Annotated in this window: 15 protein-coding genes; 4 read left to right on the top strand and 11 right to left on the bottom strand. The window is 63.5% G+C overall.

The annotated features are described in order from the left end of the window. Positions 1 to 11: 11 nt before the first annotated feature. A complete protein-coding gene (locus BHQ40_RS06640; RefSeq protein ID WP_253183281.1) occupies positions 12 to 587 on the bottom strand; it encodes a helix-turn-helix domain-containing protein in 576 nt (191 codons plus the stop codon). 27 nt (positions 588 to 614) lie between these two features. Between BHQ40_RS06640 and BHQ40_RS06645 the strand changes: the two genes are divergently transcribed. Further along, positions 615 to 1,529: a DMT family transporter gene (locus BHQ40_RS06645; RefSeq protein WP_070154223.1), complete on the top strand. Its 915-nt coding sequence runs from the start codon at positions 615 to 617 to the stop codon at positions 1,527 to 1,529. A gap of 34 nt (positions 1,530 to 1,563) precedes the next feature. Here the strand turns inward: BHQ40_RS06645 and proC are convergent, their stop codons facing one another. The 8 genes from proC to BHQ40_RS06685 form a co-directional block, all read right to left on the bottom strand. Continuing rightward, a complete protein-coding gene (proC, locus tag BHQ40_RS06650; RefSeq protein WP_070154225.1) occupies positions 1,564 to 2,376 on the bottom strand; it encodes a pyrroline-5-carboxylate reductase in 813 nt (270 codons plus the stop codon). Between the two features lie 27 nt (positions 2,377 to 2,403). Then, positions 2,404 to 2,910 carry a type III secretion system chaperone family protein gene (locus BHQ40_RS06655; protein ID WP_070154227.1) on the bottom strand — a complete coding sequence of 169 codons (507 nt, stop codon included), beginning with the start codon at positions 2,908 to 2,910 and terminating at the stop codon, positions 2,404 to 2,406. Between the two features lie 112 nt (positions 2,911 to 3,022). Next, positions 3,023 to 3,313: an accessory factor UbiK family protein gene (locus tag BHQ40_RS06660; RefSeq protein WP_070154229.1), complete on the bottom strand. Its 291-nt coding sequence runs from the start codon at positions 3,311 to 3,313 to the stop codon at positions 3,023 to 3,025. A 47-nt stretch (positions 3,314 to 3,360) separates the two neighbouring features. Then, positions 3,361 to 3,909 carry a TspO/MBR family protein gene (locus tag BHQ40_RS06665; RefSeq protein WP_070154230.1) on the bottom strand — a complete coding sequence of 183 codons (549 nt, stop codon included), beginning with the start codon at positions 3,907 to 3,909 and terminating at the stop codon, positions 3,361 to 3,363. A gap of 30 nt (positions 3,910 to 3,939) precedes the next feature. Then, the gene (locus BHQ40_RS06670) at positions 3,940 to 7,044 is read right to left on the bottom strand and encodes an efflux RND transporter permease subunit (protein WP_070154231.1); all 3,105 of its coding nucleotides are present in this window, start codon (positions 7,042 to 7,044) and stop codon (positions 3,940 to 3,942) included. 10 nt (positions 7,045 to 7,054) lie between these two features. Beyond that, complete coding sequence (locus BHQ40_RS06675; RefSeq protein WP_070154232.1) at positions 7,055 to 8,119, bottom strand: efflux RND transporter periplasmic adaptor subunit; 1,065 nt, start codon at positions 8,117 to 8,119, stop codon at positions 7,055 to 7,057. Between the two features lie 72 nt (positions 8,120 to 8,191). Then, positions 8,192 to 8,944 (bottom strand): TlyA family RNA methyltransferase, encoded by a 753-nt coding sequence (locus BHQ40_RS06680; protein ID WP_070154236.1) that lies wholly within the window; start codon positions 8,942 to 8,944, stop codon positions 8,192 to 8,194. Further along, complete coding sequence (locus BHQ40_RS06685; RefSeq protein WP_070154238.1) at positions 8,937 to 11,006, bottom strand: protein-disulfide reductase DsbD family protein; 2,070 nt, start codon at positions 11,004 to 11,006, stop codon at positions 8,937 to 8,939. Before BHQ40_RS06685 ends, BHQ40_RS06680 begins: the two co-directional genes overlap by 8 nt. Positions 11,007 to 11,114: 108 nt before the next feature. Here BHQ40_RS06685 and BHQ40_RS06690 point away from each other — a divergent pair, with 108 nt between their 5' ends. Together BHQ40_RS06690 and BHQ40_RS06695 are read left to right on the top strand one after the other, a co-directional pair. Then, the gene (locus BHQ40_RS06690) at positions 11,115 to 12,761 is read left to right on the top strand and encodes an alkaline phosphatase family protein (RefSeq protein ID WP_070154321.1); all 1,647 of its coding nucleotides are present in this window, start codon (positions 11,115 to 11,117) and stop codon (positions 12,759 to 12,761) included. Between the two features lie 87 nt (positions 12,762 to 12,848). Next, the gene (locus BHQ40_RS06695; protein ID WP_070154240.1) at positions 12,849 to 13,307 is read left to right on the top strand and encodes a DUF983 domain-containing protein; all 459 of its coding nucleotides are present in this window, start codon (positions 12,849 to 12,851) and stop codon (positions 13,305 to 13,307) included. On the opposite strand, the gene BHQ40_RS26115 is transcribed toward BHQ40_RS06695, so the two are convergent. Then, a complete protein-coding gene (locus BHQ40_RS26115) occupies positions 13,289 to 13,447 on the bottom strand; it encodes a hypothetical protein (RefSeq protein ID WP_171905789.1) in 159 nt (52 codons plus the stop codon). The genes BHQ40_RS06695 and BHQ40_RS26115 overlap by 19 nt on opposite strands. Then, positions 13,440 to 13,916, bottom strand: a complete 477-nt coding sequence (locus BHQ40_RS06700; protein ID WP_070154242.1) for a hypothetical protein — start codon at positions 13,914 to 13,916, stop codon at positions 13,440 to 13,442. Before BHQ40_RS06700 ends, BHQ40_RS26115 begins: the two co-directional genes overlap by 8 nt. Positions 13,917 to 14,020: 104 nt before the next feature. On the opposite strand from BHQ40_RS06700, the gene BHQ40_RS06705 reads away from it, so the two are divergent. Beyond that, on the top strand, positions 14,021 to 14,626 hold the full coding sequence (locus tag BHQ40_RS06705; protein WP_070154243.1) for a TetR/AcrR family transcriptional regulator: 606 nt from the start codon (positions 14,021 to 14,023) through the stop codon (positions 14,624 to 14,626). Positions 14,627 to 14,643 lie beyond the last annotated feature (17 nt).

Raw genomic sequence — 14,643 nt, forward strand, 5'->3', positions numbered from 1 at the left:
CCGCCCGTTTTCTAGAAAACGACATTGCGCACGAAGCGCACATTACCGGCCGATCCGTTGGAGAAAACATAGGGCTGGGCGCTGCTGAATATCAGATAGTCGCCCGGTTCCACCACATGCGCGCCCTCCGCCGTTTCCACCACAAGCGTCCCTTCGATCACGAACAGCATCTCATGCCAGTGACCCGCGTCCGCTTCCGCAGGATAGCGCTCCCCTTCACCCAGTGACCACAGCCACAGTTCCGCCTCCCGAGCGGCCGGGGTTGTCCCCAGCAGCGTCGCATGGCTGTCGGGATGCGCGCCGGCCCATGCCAGCGTGCCTATTCGCCGGTTGTCCGGCGCATCCGGCGACCGGACCATTTCCGAAAAGCTGACGTCGAGCGCCGCGGCCAGACGATCCAGGCTGGAAAGGCTTATATTGGCCTCCCCGCTTTCCAGACCCACGATCATGCGGCGGCTGATGCCTGACTTCTCCGCAAGCGCTGACTGGCTCAGATCCTTTTCCTGCCGCATGCGGCGCAGATTGGTGCCGACATGCGCCAGAACATCGGGGCGCGAGCGATCGGCACTCTCCTCTTGACTGTGCAATATAGTGCTCATAACGGTCTGCGCAGTATGTTGCACAATCCTTTCCTAGACAAGACCCCTGCGCCGCGGCTGATGATCGGCCGCGCCGAACTTGCGCTGATCGGCATCACTTTGCTGTGGGGTGCGACCTTCCTGATCGTGAAAAACGCCATGACGGTTACCGGGCCGTTGTTCTTCGTCGGGTTGCGCTTCGCCACAGCCACCATCGCGGCAGCCATTGTGGCCGCCCCCCTCCTGCGCGGCGTGACCCGCAAGGAATGGATTGCCGGCAGCGCGATCGGGCTTGGCATATTCATCGGCTACACGCTGCAGACCTGGGGGCTGCAGACCATTCCCAGCAGCACGTCGGCATTCATAACCGCGGTCTATGTGCCGCTGGTGCCGCTGCTCCAATGGGCAATATTACGCCGTCCCCCGCATCTGATGAGCTGGATCGGCGTTGCGCTGGCCTTTGGCGGACTGTTGCTGGTGGCGGGGCCGCAGCAGGGATTGGCGTTGGGCAAGGGGGAGTTGCTGACGCTCGTCAGCACGCTGGCCATTGCGGTGGAGATCATCCTGATCAGCATGTGGGCGGGTCAGGTCAATGTATTGCGGGTGACCGTCATTCAGCTTGGCTTTACATCCCTTGCGGCGTTCCTGTGCATGGTCCCCGCCGGGGAAGCGATTCCGCATTTTTCCTGGCTGCTCCTTCTGTCCGCGTGCGGGCTTGGCCTGATGAGCGCCGTGATCCAGGTGGTCATGAACTGGGCGCAACGGACGGTTTCGCCTACGCGCGCGACGGTGATCTATGCCGGTGAGCCGGTCTGGGCAGGCATCATCGGCCGTATGGCGGGGGAACGCCTGCCCGCCGCGGCGCTGCTCGGCGGCTTCCTGATCGTCGCAGGCGTCATTGTCAGCGAATTGCGGTTCGGGCGTAAAGAGAAAGCCAGAATAGATTCTTGAGCCGTTCAACAGGCCCGCCCAACCGATCTTGCCCCTAAGCCTTCCGCGCCATTTCCTCGCCACGATCACGCGCAGCGCGCAGGGTTTCGGTGAGGAGGGAAATAAGGCTCTCTCCCGCATCGAGGACATTCATGCCCTCCCGCGTCATTCCGCCCGGACTGGCGACACGATCGGCAAGTATGCCCGGACTCTCGCCCGCCTCCACGGCAAGGGTCGATGCCCCCCGCACGGTCGCCAGCGCCAGGCGAGCCGCCTGATCCTCCGGCAAGCCCAGCCGCGCCGCAGCAATGCCCAGCGCGTCAATGAAACGGAACAGATAGGCCGGTCCGCAGCCTGACAGGGCCGTCACCAGATTAAACTGCGCCTCATCCGCGATCCACTCGGCCAGACCCAGCGGCCGCATCAGCGCTTCGGCGGCGGAGCGGGTGGCCAACTCCGTCAGCTCATCGGCATAGAGCGCGCACACGCCCTGCCCCACGCCCACCGGCGTATTCGGCATGACCCGGACGATATTCGCGCCTTTGGGCAAGGCGGCGCGCAGTTGCGCAGCGGTTGTACCGGCCAGGATGGAAATGAACATGGTTGACGTGCCCGCAACCTTGGCAAGCTCTGCGGCCACATTTTCAAACTGATGGGGCTTCATGCCCAATATCAGCGCAGTCCCATCGGGCAAACGCGCGGGGAAATGCGTGATGACCTCAACGCCCGGCGCAACGGGCTTGCCGCTGGGTCGAAGCACAGTGACGCTGGCGGGGTCGAGGCCGCAAGCAAGCCAACGGGACAGCATCTGTCCAGCCATATTGCCGCAGCCAACCATGAACAGATGCTGGGGCCAGGCATCGACCATTTTAGGTTTCCTTCCGGCGGACGGCGGTCAGGCTTCGCCGCGCGTCTCGATCATGCTGGCCGAAATGGCCTCCGCCGGCGTCTTGCCTCCCCACAGCACGAACTGGAACACCGGATAGAAGCGTTCGCATTCGTCGAGGGCCGTCTCAACCAGAATCTGCGCCTGATCCAGCGTCATCGTTTCGCCCGCCGCCAACAGCGCGCCATGACGGAACAGGACAATGCCGCTGGACGACCAAAGCTCGAAATGGCCCAGCCAGAGCTGCTCATTGATCAGGCCGATGGTTTCATAGATCGCGCTGCGCTTGTCGTCCGCGACGCGAATGTCGGGCAGGACCAGAAGCTGCAGAACCTGATCATCCTCGCGCCAGATCGCGCGCAATTCATATTGCGCCCAGCTTCCTTGCGTGTTGGCGATGATCTCATCCTCGCCGGCATGCTCGAACGCCCAGCCATGCGCCTCGAAATAGGCGGCCAGCATATCGATGGGAGCAGCCTCCTGCCCCTCATTTTCATATTCGTCGCTATCCATCATGCCACTTGTCTTTGTTCGGCTGATCCCTGCCCCATTCTCTTAGCACCAGCCCCCTGCAAAAGACAGGCGCGCGCTGTGAACGAATATGTGGACGGCCTGTGGATAATGCCGGTCAGTTTGCCTTGGATGCGGGCTTCTTCGCCGCAGCCTTGCGAGGCGCGGGCGCCTTGCCCTCCAGCGCGTCGAGGCGCGCCTTGAGGATTTCCACTTCCTCGCGTGCCGCTGCGGCCATCGCCTTTACGGCGTCGAATTCTTCCCGGCTGACGAAATCCAGACCACCGATCCAGTCTTTCGCCCGCTCGCGCGCATTGGACTCAACCTCGCGGCCGACGCCCGCGATCGTCCCGGCCGCACCGTTGATCAGCTTGGCGAGATCGTCGAAGAAACGGTTTTCACTTTGCATAACGCACCTGTCTGTTCAATCCGGTGACTTACATCACCAATACGGCTCTATATCTGGGTACGCAGAGCCGGTGTGACAAGGCTTTCGGCCTCCGGGTTCAGCCGCTTGATCTCATAGTTCAATGCAGCGGCAAAGCCCAACCAGATGAGATAGGGCAGCATCAGCAGCGCCGCAGCCCTGCGGATCTGGAGGAAAAGGATCGTGGTGATCAGCGCCAGAATGAATATCCCGCCGATCAGGTAGAGCGCCGGGGTCACCTTGTGCATGGCGAAGAACAGGGGCGACCAGGCCAGATTGGCCACCAGTTGCAGCAGGAAAAACAGGATCGCCAGCCCTCGCAGGCGCGCGCCGCGCGCATGCAGGATCACCGCCAGCGCAAGACCCATCAGGATATAGAACGCCGTCCAGGCCACCGGGAAAACCCATGGCTGCGGCATGAAATCGGGTTTGACCAACTGCACGAACCAGCGATTGCCATAGCCGCTGTTCGACACGCGAGCCGACAGGAACCCAAGGAAAACAACGGCCGGTACGGTGAACAATGCCCACCGCAGATAGGACAACCGCAACTGCCCTTTCGACGCGATTTCGTTCATCGGCGGTGATTTCCTCCGGGAAGAAGGCTTTCAGGGAGCTTTATCCGGCGCATCCCCCAGCGCCGAATCGAGCCGTCGTCCTACCGTTTGCGGGGAAACGGTTCGCCCTGCAACCCGCGAATAGAGGATTGGGATCAGGAACAGGGTTAACAGTGTGGCGAAGGAAACGCCGAACACCACCACAACGCCAATGCTGGCGCGCGATGCCGCACCGGCCCCGGTGGCGATGACCAGCGGCACCGCGCCCATCACGGTCGCCACAGAGGTCATAAGGATCGGGCGGAGGCGGCGCGTCGCCGCGCGGCGGATCGCCTCGCCAAACTCCAGCCCTTCGTCCCGGAGCTGATTGGCGAATTCCACGATCAGAATGCCGTTCTTGGCCGCCAGGCCGACCAGCATGACGATACCGATCTGACTGTAGAGATTGATCGTACCCCCCGTCAGCGCAAGACCGATAATGCCGCCGCCCACCGCCAGCGGAACTGTGGCGATAATGATGCCGGGATGGATGAAGCTTTCAAACTGCGCCGCCAGCAGCAGGTAGACGATCAGGATGGTGAGGCCAAAGACCAGCCAGATCGCGCTTCCGGTTTCGCGCAGGGATTGGCTTTCGCCGCGATAGCCGATGGCGGAGACTTCGGGCGACTGACGAGCCTGATCCTCCAGGAACTGCAGGGCCGAACCCAGGGAATAGCCCGGCGCCAGACCAGCGGTCAGCGTGATGGCGCGCAATTTGTTGTAGCGGTTGAGCTGGCGGGGTCCGGCTATCTCGCGCACCGTCACCACCGATGACAAGGGCACCAGCGCGCCGTCACGCGTCCGCACCTGTATCCGTGCGAGATCAGCCGTGGTCTGGCGTCCGGGCTTGTCCGCCTGCACCAGCACCCGATACTCCTCCCCTCGATCGACATAGGTCGATACGCGGCGCGACCCCAGCATGCTCTGCAGCGCCTGGCTGATATCATCGACCGATACGCCCAGGTCGCCCGCCCGCCGCGTATTCACGTCGATCCGCATCTGCGGCTTGGTTTCCTTGTAATCGCTGTCCAGATTGATGAGTCCGGGGTTGCTGGCGGCCGCCGCCATGATGCGGTCGCGCGCGGCGACCAGTCCTTCATAGGTGGAACCGGCGATAACAAGGTTGACCGGCTGGCCGCGTCCGCGCGACAGGCCGGAACGCGGCGCCACATTCCCACGCGTGCCGGGCTGCTGGGTAAGTATCCTGTTGATACGGTCAACCAATTGAGCGGTATTGGTTTTCCGTTCTTCCCACGGCCGCAGGAACACGATGACAGTGCCGCTGTTATAATCGTCGCTGGGGCCAAAGCCGCCAGGCGTGATTATAACGACATTGCCGATTTCGCCTTCCTTCTTGATTGGCAACAGCACCTTTTCGATTTGCATCATATAATTGCGCATTTTGTCGAAACCGGTGCCTTCGGCCGCGATCACTGTGCCTTCGGCAACGCCAGTATCCTCTGCAGGGGCCAGTTCGTTGCCGAGCGTCAGGAAAAGTCCGCCGGATACGGAGAGAAACAGGACGATGACCGCCACGGATAGAATAGGCCGCCTTATTACCCTGTCCAGAAAGTTTGCATAACGGGTCTCAAGCTTCTGAAATCTTTCATCAATCCACTGCGTAAAGCGGCCCCGTTCCGTCCGCCGTAGCAGTTTCGAGCACAGCATCGGGGCCAGGCTGAGCGAGATGAAGCCGGAAAAGGCGACAGCGGCGATCATCGCAATCGCAAGTTCGCGGAATAACAGGCCCGTCTGCCCGGCTAGAAACATGACAGGCACGAATACCGCGCAGACGACCAGCGTCGTCGAAAGGATGGCGAAGCCGACCTGACGCGTACCCAGGAAAGCCGCGACGAGCGGGTCCTCCCCTTGCTCGATCCGGTGATAGACATTCTCCAGCACCACGATCGCGTCATCGACAACCAGGCCGATGGCGAGCACGAAGGCGAGCAGCGTCAGCAGGTTCATCGACAGGCCGAGCAGCCACATCACCGCGCATGTCGCCAACAGGCAGATAGGCACTGTGACCGCGGGGATTATCGTCGCGCGGATGCTGCCCAGGAATATGAAAATGACCAGGATGACGAGGACCGCCGCTTCGCCCAGCGTATGATAGACATTCTCGATCGCGCGGCTGATGAACAGGGACTCGTCCGTGCCGATCGTCACCACCATGCCCTTGGGCAAGGTCGGACGTATCTCCTCGATCATCTGTTTGGCGTTGGCGGCGACGTCCAATGTGTTCGCGCCCGACTGCCTGATGATGCCCAGACCAACGGAAGTCGCGCCGTTCACGCGGAAATCGCTATAGGGGTTCTCCGCCCCCTTTTCGATCCGGGCGACATCGCCCAGCTTGACCTGATACCCATCGGCGCTGCGCCGGACGACCAGCGTCGCAAAGTCTTCCGGCGACAGAAAGGCGCGCTCGACGCGCAGCGTTATATTCTGGTCCTTCGACTCCAGCCGCCCGGCGGGCAGTTCCACATTCTGCGAACGCAGCGCATTTTCCACATCGGCTGGCGTCAGGCCAAGCGCCGCCAGCTTTTCCGCGTCCAGCCATATGCGGGTCGATGGCCGCGCCTCGCCGCCTATAAACACGCGCGCTACGCCATTTATGGCGGAGAAGCGGTCGGAAAGGTTGCGGTCGACATAATCGCTGAGCTGGACATGGCTCCAGTCAGGCTTGGTGAACACGATAAACAATATGGGGCGCGCATCGGCGTCGACCTTGCGGATCTGCGGCGCCAGCGCTTCCTCCGGCAAATCCTGGACCGCCGATCCCACGCGGTCGCGCACGTCATTGGCGGCGGAGTCGATGTCGCGGCTGGGGTCGAATTCGATGCTGATGCGCGACTGGCCATCTTCCGACCGGGAGGAAATGGTCTGGATGCCCTGAACGCCGGAGATCGCATCCTCCAATATCTGGGTGATGCGGGTTTCGATGACTGATGCGGCCGCGCCTGTATAGGTCGTTTCGACGGACACGACGGGCGGGTCCGTATCCGGATATTCCCGGACGGACAGGCTGACATAGCCCACCACGCCCACGATGCAGAGCAGAACCGCTATGACGGCGGCGAATACCGGCCTGCGGACCGAGAGGTCGGAAAGTTGCATGGTTCAGCCGCTAATGCCCGGACGCCGCAGGCGCCGCGCCCTTTGCAGCCGGCGGCGCATCCTCCGCCAGGCGGAAAGGCAAGCCATCGGACAGTTTCACGACGCCTTCGGTCACGATCCGCTGTCCCGGCGAGATGCCGCTGATGATTTCCACCACGCCATTCTGATGCGTGCCGGTAACAACCTTGACCCGTTTCGCCTTCCGGTCGTCATTCACGACGAACACGTACCGGTCCTCGCCATCTCCGACGAGGGACAGTTCCGGCACGGCCATGGCCGTCCGCTCCCGTGAAAGTATGCGCACGGTCATCAGCATGCCCGGCTTCAGCGCCTTGTCGGGATTGGGCAGGATCGCGCGCACGCGCACGGCGCGGGATGTCGGGTCAATCACCGGATCGATCGTCGCGATCGTGCCGCGGAAGGGCTTGTCCCCGAACGCCGCAGCCGTCGCCACGATCGACTGGCCCTCCCTTATGGAGGTCAACTGCGTTTCTGGAACTGTGAAGTCCAGCTTGATCCTGGAAATATCGCTGATCGTGGCGATGGGCGTGCCCGCCGTGACGACCGCTCCCGCCGAAACGGTGCGCAGCGAGGCATAGCCGGCGAAGGGAGCGCGAATGATCCGGTCTCCGATCGTGGCATTGGCTTGCTGCGCCGTGGCGCGCGCTTCATCAGCCACCGCGATCTGGTTTTCCACGCTGGCGTTTGTCGCAAACCCGCGATCTTTCAACGCCTTGACGCGGGTAAGCTGCAGCCCGGACTCCTGCACGCGGGCCTGCGCCGCCGCCAGCTCTGCGCGCTCCTGCGCCTGCGCCAGCGTAGCGATGATCGCGCCGCGCGGAACAAAGCCGCCATCGGTGAAATGGATCGCCGTAATCCGCTCCGTCACCGGCGCGGACAATATCACCTGCTCATTGGCGAGCGCCGTGCCAACCGCATCCACGGCGTCGGAAAAGGTCGCCTGGCCAACCGGCTTCGCCTCGACCAGGGGCGCAGGACGCTCCCTCTTGTCGCCGCCATTGCCACATGCGGCAAGAAAGAGCGCCGCGACGCATGTAACCCCAAGATATCGCATGGATAGGTGCGCTACTCCGTGTCTTGCTGCCATGCAACAGTGCTTGCCTACTGCGCCTCAACGAAGTTTCGGTTACAGTCCACCATGCCCATCGCCATGCCGGGCGGCGATAAGAAATTCGACATTGCCTTCCGGCCCGGTGATCGGGCTTGGCACGATGCCATCGACGTGCCAGCCCAGACCTTCGACCCATGCGCGCACTTCGCCGCAAACCCGGTCATGGATGGCGGGATCGCGAACCACGCCGCCCTTCCCCACTTCCTCCCGCCCGGCCTCGAACTGCGGTTTGATAAGGGCGATAAGGCGCGCCTGCGGAGCCGCGAAGGTCAAAGGGCGGTCCAGAACCTTGGCAAGACCAATGAAGCTGGCGTCGCACACGATGATATCGACACGCTCAGGAATATGGTCCGGGGTAAGGATGCGGGCGCTGGTCTTTTCATGGACGATAACGCGGGGGTCCGACCGCAATTTCCAGGCAAGCTGATTTGTGCCGCTATCGACCGCATAGACGCGGGCGGCGCCCTTGCTCAGCAATACGTCCGTGAACCCGCCCGTCGAGCTGCCGACATCCATGGCCACCGCGCCAGTGACATCCCAGCCGAAATGGTCGAGCGCATGGGCAAGCTTGATGCCGCCGCGCGACACCCAGGGATGGTCGCGGCCGCGCACCTCGATGGCGGCGTCCTCGGCGATCTGCTGCCCGGCCTTCTCGACCTTCCGGTCGCCCGAAAAAACGAGGCCCGCAAGGATCATCGCCTGGGCGCGGGAGCGGCTTTCCACCAGTCCCCGGTCGACCAGCATCTGGTCGGCGCGCTGCTTAGCCATTGACGAGCGCCGTCAAAGTGGCGGGGGTCAGCACCTGCGGCAAGACCTGCGCGTCTTTCCCCGGCGCATACCACAGATAGAGCGGAACGCCGGAGCGGCCATGACTTTCGAGGAAGCGCCCGATGGCGGGATCGGCATTGGTCCAGTCGCCGACCATCATGGTGACGCCCGCCTTTGCGAAGGCTTTGGCAACCTCTGAGCGGTCGATGGCGGCGGCTTCATTGGCCTTGCAGGTCAGGCACCAGTCGGCCGTGAAATAGAGGAACACCGGCTTTCCCTCGCCACGCAGTTGCGAGAGCCGGCCCTCGTCGAACGGGATGCTCGCAGTGGAGCTGCTGGCTGCGGCGGATGCCGATCCGGCGGGCGGCAGAAGGACCATTCCGCCCACAAGGATCAAGGCGGCAAGAACCAGCGCGACGATAGCGGTTGACCGCCCCGCATGCTGACGCAATCCGACCAGCCAGAGCAGCAGACCCGTCGCAAGCGCCGCGCCAAGGCCAATGGTCATGCCCCCCACACCCACCTGCCGCCCCAACAGCCAGGCGACCGCAAGCGCGGTGACGAACATGGGAATGGAGAGCCAGCGCTGGAATGCGCCCATCCATGCCCCCGGTTTTGGCATATGGGCGCGGATCGCGGGCATGAGAGCGATGAGGAGGAAGGGCAGAGCCAGACCAATGCCCAGCCCCACAAAGATCGCCAGCGCGGCCAGCACAGGCAGAACCAGCGCAGCCCCTAGCGCCGCGCCCATGAACGGTCCGGTGCAGGGCGTCGCAACGAACGCGACAAGGACGCCGGTCCAGAATGCGCCCGCGACGCCGCGCTTGCCGGCAAGCCCCTGCCCCGCGCCGATCGCCCGCAATTCGAACAGCCCGGCCAGATTAAGGGCGATGGCGGTAACGAGCACAAGCAGCAGCAGAATGACGCGCGGGTCCTGAAGCTGAAACGCCCAGCCCACGGCCGCCCCGCCAGTCCGCAGGGCGAGCAGGCCAGCGCCGAGCGCCAGGCAGGTCGCGATCACCCCCGCGGCATAGGCCCATGCTTCCCGTTTCACCCCTGCCGCATCGCCGCCCGCCTTGGCAAGGCTCAACGCCTTGAGGCTGAGGATCGGAAAGACGCAAGGCATGATGTTGAGGATCAGGCCGCCAAGGATCGCGCCGCCGAATGCGAGCAGGATCGTCGAAAGACCGCCGTTGCCCCCAGTCTGGCCCTGCGCGCCGCCCACCGGCGTTCCGGCGGCGGGGACGGCGCCGGGCCGGGCGTCGATCGACAGGCCGACATGATCGCCTGTGCGCAAAACCCCCTTCACCTCTGCAGGGGCCGTTTCCGCCGCATCGCTCTCGACGATCAGCATGTCGCCATTGCGCGTGACCCGCTGCGGCGTGGCATATTTGAGCGCGCCATCGGTCAGGGCGAAGAACCAGGGCTGGGAAATCTGCGCGGTGGCGGGAAAGGGAATGGCGAGGCGGAATTTGCCATTGGCCACGGCAAAACGCGCCTGCGATCCAAGAGAGCGTGGCAAATGTGCACGATAACCATCAAATGTCGCACGCATTTTTGGAGAAATCGCGCCGTCGCCGACCGTAAGGTCGAGCGCAAGGTCGGCCCCGGCCGGTACGCATATCTGGTCCGTGCAAGCCAGCCAGTCGCCGCGGACACGCAGCGGAAGCTTCGTTCCCGGCTTCAGGGATGCAGGAATATCGAGTGTGGTGAGGATGGCATATCGCCCCTCATAGACATGGTTCATCAGGCCGGAGATCAACAGCGTTTCCGGCACCGGATAGCGCAACACGCCCGCCGTAACGCCGGACGGCAGCGTCCATTTGGCCGTCATGCCCAGACCGGCGTCGCCCGGATTTTCCCAATAGCCGTGCCAGCCGGGTTCCGGTTCCATGACGAAGGCCAGCGTCACGCGGCTGCCCGGCGCGGGCGCATCGCTCTCCGCAACCAGCCGGGCGGCGATGTGATCTGCGCCCGCAGCGCCCGGCAACTGCGCAACAGCCTGCACTGGCGCAAGCAGCAGCGCCGCCATTGTCATCAGGAGGAAATGAAAAATCCGCATCGGGCCTCTGTGCAGCACCCCCTGCGCGGGCTAGGTCTCGCCGGTGCAGCCGTCAAGCAAGGAGTTTCCCCCGTGATCTTTCGCCGCGCTCTTGCCACTGCCTCCGCGATGGCCGCCCTCTGCGCTCCGGCGCTTTTGAACGCCCAGAGCGCCGCTGCAAGCGCGCCTCCGGCCGCCGCGACGCCCGCCGTGGCCGCCACACCGCCGAAACTGATCGTCGCGATCTCCGTAGACCAGTTTTCGGGCGATCTCTTTAACGAATATCGCCAGCATTATGTCGCGGGCATGAAACGGATGACGCAGGGCGCGGTATTCCCCCGCGGCTATCAAAGCCATGCCGCGACAGAAACCTGCCCCGGCCATTCCACCATCCTGACCGGCAGCCGCCCGTCGCGCACCGGCATCATCGCCAATACCTGGTTCGATCTGGAAACGGCGCGGGCGGACAAGGCCGTCTATTGCGCCGAGGATGAAAGCCAGCCGGAAACGACCAGCGAGGCCTATGTCGCCTCCGCCCTCCATCTGAAAGTCCCGACGCTTGGCGGGCGCATGAAGGTGGCGAACCCCGCAACCCGCGTCGTGTCCGTGGCGGGCAAGGACCGGGCGGCGATCATGATGGGCGGGCCTACCGCTGATCAGCTCTGGTGGTGGGGCGGCAAGGGTTATGTCACGCTGAAAGGAAGGGCAGACAACGCACTGGTAACGCAGGTGAATGCCGGCGTCGCCAAGATGCTGAACGAGGATCGTCCGGGAATGGAGCTTCCCGCCGAATGCGCGTCGCGCGATTTCGCCGTTGATATCGGCGCGGGCAAGAGCGTCGGCACTGGCCGTTTTGCGCGCAAGGCGGGCGACGCCAAGGCGTTCCGCGCCTCTCCCGAACAGGATGCCGCAACGCTGGTGCTGGCCGCTGCGCTGATCGAGAATATGGGCCTGGGCAAGCAGGCGCAGACCGACATCATCTCCATCGGCCTGTCGGCAAACGACTATATCGGCCACACCTATGGCACCGAAGGCGCGGAAATGTGCATTCAGCAATATTCGCTGGATCGGGAGCTCGGCGCCTTCTTTGACCGGTTGGATGCGGACGGCATCGACTATGAAGTGATGCTGACCGCCGATCATGGCGGTCACGACCTTCCCGAACGCCATCGCCAGAACGCCATGCCGATGGAAGCGCGCATCGACCCCGCGCTCGAACCGAGGGCGCTGAACGCGACACTGGCGGCAAAGACGGGCCTGTCCGGCACGCTGCTCTATGGGGATGGTCCCGCTGGCGACATGTATTTGGCCAGGACGCTTTCGCCGGCTCAGCGCAAAAAGGTCACCGATGCGCTGATGGCGATCTGGAAAACCCATCCGCAGATCCAGACAGTGCTGACCAATGCCGAGATCGCGGCGACACCCAGCCCGTCCGGTCCGCCGGAAAGCTGGAGCTTGATCCAAGAGGCGCGCGCGAGCTTCTATCCCGGCCGGTCCGGCGACTTCCTCGTCATGCTGAAACCTCGCATCACGCCGATCGCCGATCCGACCAAAGGCTATGTCGCAACGCATGGCAGCCCATGGGACCTGGACCGGCGGGTGCCGATCCTGTTCTGGCGCAAAGGTCTGGCGAGCTTTGAACAGCCGTTAGGTGTGGAAACGGCGGACATCATGCCGACGCTCGCTGCAACCATCGGCCTTTCCGTGCCCAGGGGAGAGATTGACGGGCGATGCCTGGATATCATTGCCGGGCCGGGGGAAAGCTGCCCGAAATAAGGGGTGCTCCAGCCTGCGCGCCTGGGACAAAATGCGCAATTGAATGCGCCGCCGCGCCGTCCGATATCGCCGCCAAGGAGATTTCCGATGGACGCATGGAATAATGGCGCTGCGGCAGGCGACGCAAATGGGACCCGACGGATGCTTTCCCCGGTGCAAACCGGCGTGCTGGGGCGTTGTCCACGCTGCGGCGAGGGCCATATTTTTCAGGGCTTCCTGACCATCAGGGACCATTGCGAGGCGTGCGGGCTGGATTATTCCTTTGCCGATCCCGCCGATGGCCCCGCCGTATTCGTGCAGCTTTTCGCCTGCGTGCCGGGCGTGATCTTCATCGTGATGCTGGAGATACTGGCCCGCCCACCGCTCTGGGTCCATTTGCTCGTCGGCCTGCCGATCTTGCTCATCACCACTGTCCTTCCGTTACGGCCCATCAAAGGATGGCTGGTGGCCGCGCAATATGTGAACAAGGCGCAGGAGGCCGGAACGGCGAAGCTGTGGGACTCCCTCCACGGCCGGACCGGCGCGGCTCAGGACCGCCCCAGATAGAGCGCGGCGAACCGCATCAGGCGGCGCGCCATGTCCGCGGCGAGCGGGGCCAGCAATCCGGTCAGGCCGAACAGGGCGATGGCCTGAACCAGATGCTGCATCCGGCCAAAGGACAGCGAGCGGGCCAGCGCGTCAGGCACTGACCGGTTCCGCCGCAAACATCGCTTTCCAGTTCGCGATGGTTGTTGTCGCGAAATATTCCCGCTGCATCTCGGATGTCAGAAGCTCGATCATCTGGCGGCCTTCTATCCACAATTCGATGACGCCGAACTGATCGCCGCGCTTGCGATATTTCGCTGGCCAGCCCTCCCGCGCGGCGATCGCCAGCACCTCATCCTGGGACAGTATCGTCGCGATGGCGGCGTGGGTCGCCGTGTAGCGCCCCTCATGCCCCCGCTCGCCATAGGCGTCGGCGTCGCCATCCGCTTCCTTCAAGCGCGTGTCGATCGGATAGACCTCCATCGCGGTGGCGCGCTCATCCCCGGCAAAGGCGATCCAGCACCCTTCGCAAACCGGCGGAAAGGGCAACGCCTCCCCTCCCCAGAACTCCGCGATAACCTCCGCCACATGGCGCGGCTCATGGGCTGCGATGGACAGATGAAACAACATGGGCTTGCCCCTTTCTCATTCGCTGTGGCAGCGCCTCATAAGGATGGCATAAAAAGTGTCAATCTAAATTTGACACTTTTTGTGCCGCACATTATCGGGACGGCATGACAGACAAGAATGATACGCCCACTGGTCGCGCGGACGCCAAGGAAAATGCACGATCACGGATGGTCGACGCCCTGATCGCACTGATCGCCGAGGGCAGCGACATCAATCACGACCGGGTGGCGGAACGCGCCGGAATCGGGCGGCGCACCGTCTATCGCTATTTCCCGGACCGCGAGAGCCTGATGCAGTCGGTGTGGGAGCGCGTGACCGGGCTGGCGGGACCATCGGTCACCTTCCCCCGGTCAGAGGAGGAGATGCTCTCATCCCTCCCCGCCATCTATGAGGGGTTTGACAGGATTGCGCCGCTGGCGACGGTCATCCGGTCCACTCCGCAAGGGCGCGCGGTCCGCATGTCGGAGCGCAAGCGCCGCACGGAAAGCTATCGCGCGGCGGCGGCGGACGCGACGCAGGATCTGAGCGAGGAAGATCAACTGCTCGCCACCGCCATGCTTCAGGTGCTGCACACGACGCCCTGGCTCGAAATGCGCGACCATTGGGGGCTGACCGGCGCGCAAATGGCCAAGGCGTGCGGATGGGCAATGCGCACGCTGCTGGCCGACCTGCGCGCGCGCAAGGGACGGCCGCTGGAGGATGTGGTTTGAACGCACGCGCCGCGTTG

The sequence above is a fragment of the Sphingobium phenoxybenzoativorans genome (genome assembly GCF_001757355.1).
Classification (GTDB): domain Bacteria; phylum Pseudomonadota; class Alphaproteobacteria; order Sphingomonadales; family Sphingomonadaceae; genus Sphingobium; species Sphingobium phenoxybenzoativorans.

Excerpts from the sequence above, each read along its gene's own strand:
- BHQ40_RS06645 (WP_070154223.1), top strand. The coding sequence starts at position 615 with ATGTTGCACAATCCTTTCCTAGACAAGACCCCTGCGCCGCGGCTGATG.
- proC (WP_070154225.1), bottom strand. The coding sequence starts at position 2,376 with ATGGTCGATGCCTGGCCCCAGCATCTGTTCATGGTTGGCTGCGGCAAT.
- BHQ40_RS06655 (WP_070154227.1), bottom strand. The coding sequence starts at position 2,910 with ATGATGGATAGCGACGAATATGAAAATGAGGGGCAGGAGGCTGCTCCC.
- BHQ40_RS06660 (WP_070154229.1), bottom strand. The coding sequence starts at position 3,313 with ATGCAAAGTGAAAACCGTTTCTTCGACGATCTCGCCAAGCTGATCAAC.
- BHQ40_RS06665 (WP_070154230.1), bottom strand. The coding sequence starts at position 3,909 with ATGAACGAAATCGCGTCGAAAGGGCAGTTGCGGTTGTCCTATCTGCGG.
- BHQ40_RS06670 (WP_070154231.1), bottom strand. The coding sequence starts at position 7,044 with ATGCAACTTTCCGACCTCTCGGTCCGCAGGCCGGTATTCGCCGCCGTC.
- BHQ40_RS06675 (WP_070154232.1), bottom strand. The coding sequence starts at position 8,119 with ATGCGATATCTTGGGGTTACATGCGTCGCGGCGCTCTTTCTTGCCGCA.
- BHQ40_RS06680 (WP_070154236.1), bottom strand. The coding sequence starts at position 8,944 with ATGGCTAAGCAGCGCGCCGACCAGATGCTGGTCGACCGGGGACTGGTG.
- BHQ40_RS06685 (WP_070154238.1), bottom strand. The coding sequence starts at position 11,006 with ATGCGGATTTTTCATTTCCTCCTGATGACAATGGCGGCGCTGCTGCTT.
- BHQ40_RS06690 (WP_070154321.1), top strand. The coding sequence starts at position 11,115 with ATGGCCGCCCTCTGCGCTCCGGCGCTTTTGAACGCCCAGAGCGCCGCT.
- BHQ40_RS06695 (WP_070154240.1), top strand. The coding sequence starts at position 12,849 with ATGGACGCATGGAATAATGGCGCTGCGGCAGGCGACGCAAATGGGACC.
- BHQ40_RS06700 (WP_070154242.1), bottom strand. The coding sequence starts at position 13,916 with ATGTTGTTTCATCTGTCCATCGCAGCCCATGAGCCGCGCCATGTGGCG.
- BHQ40_RS06705 (WP_070154243.1), top strand. The coding sequence starts at position 14,021 with ATGACAGACAAGAATGATACGCCCACTGGTCGCGCGGACGCCAAGGAA.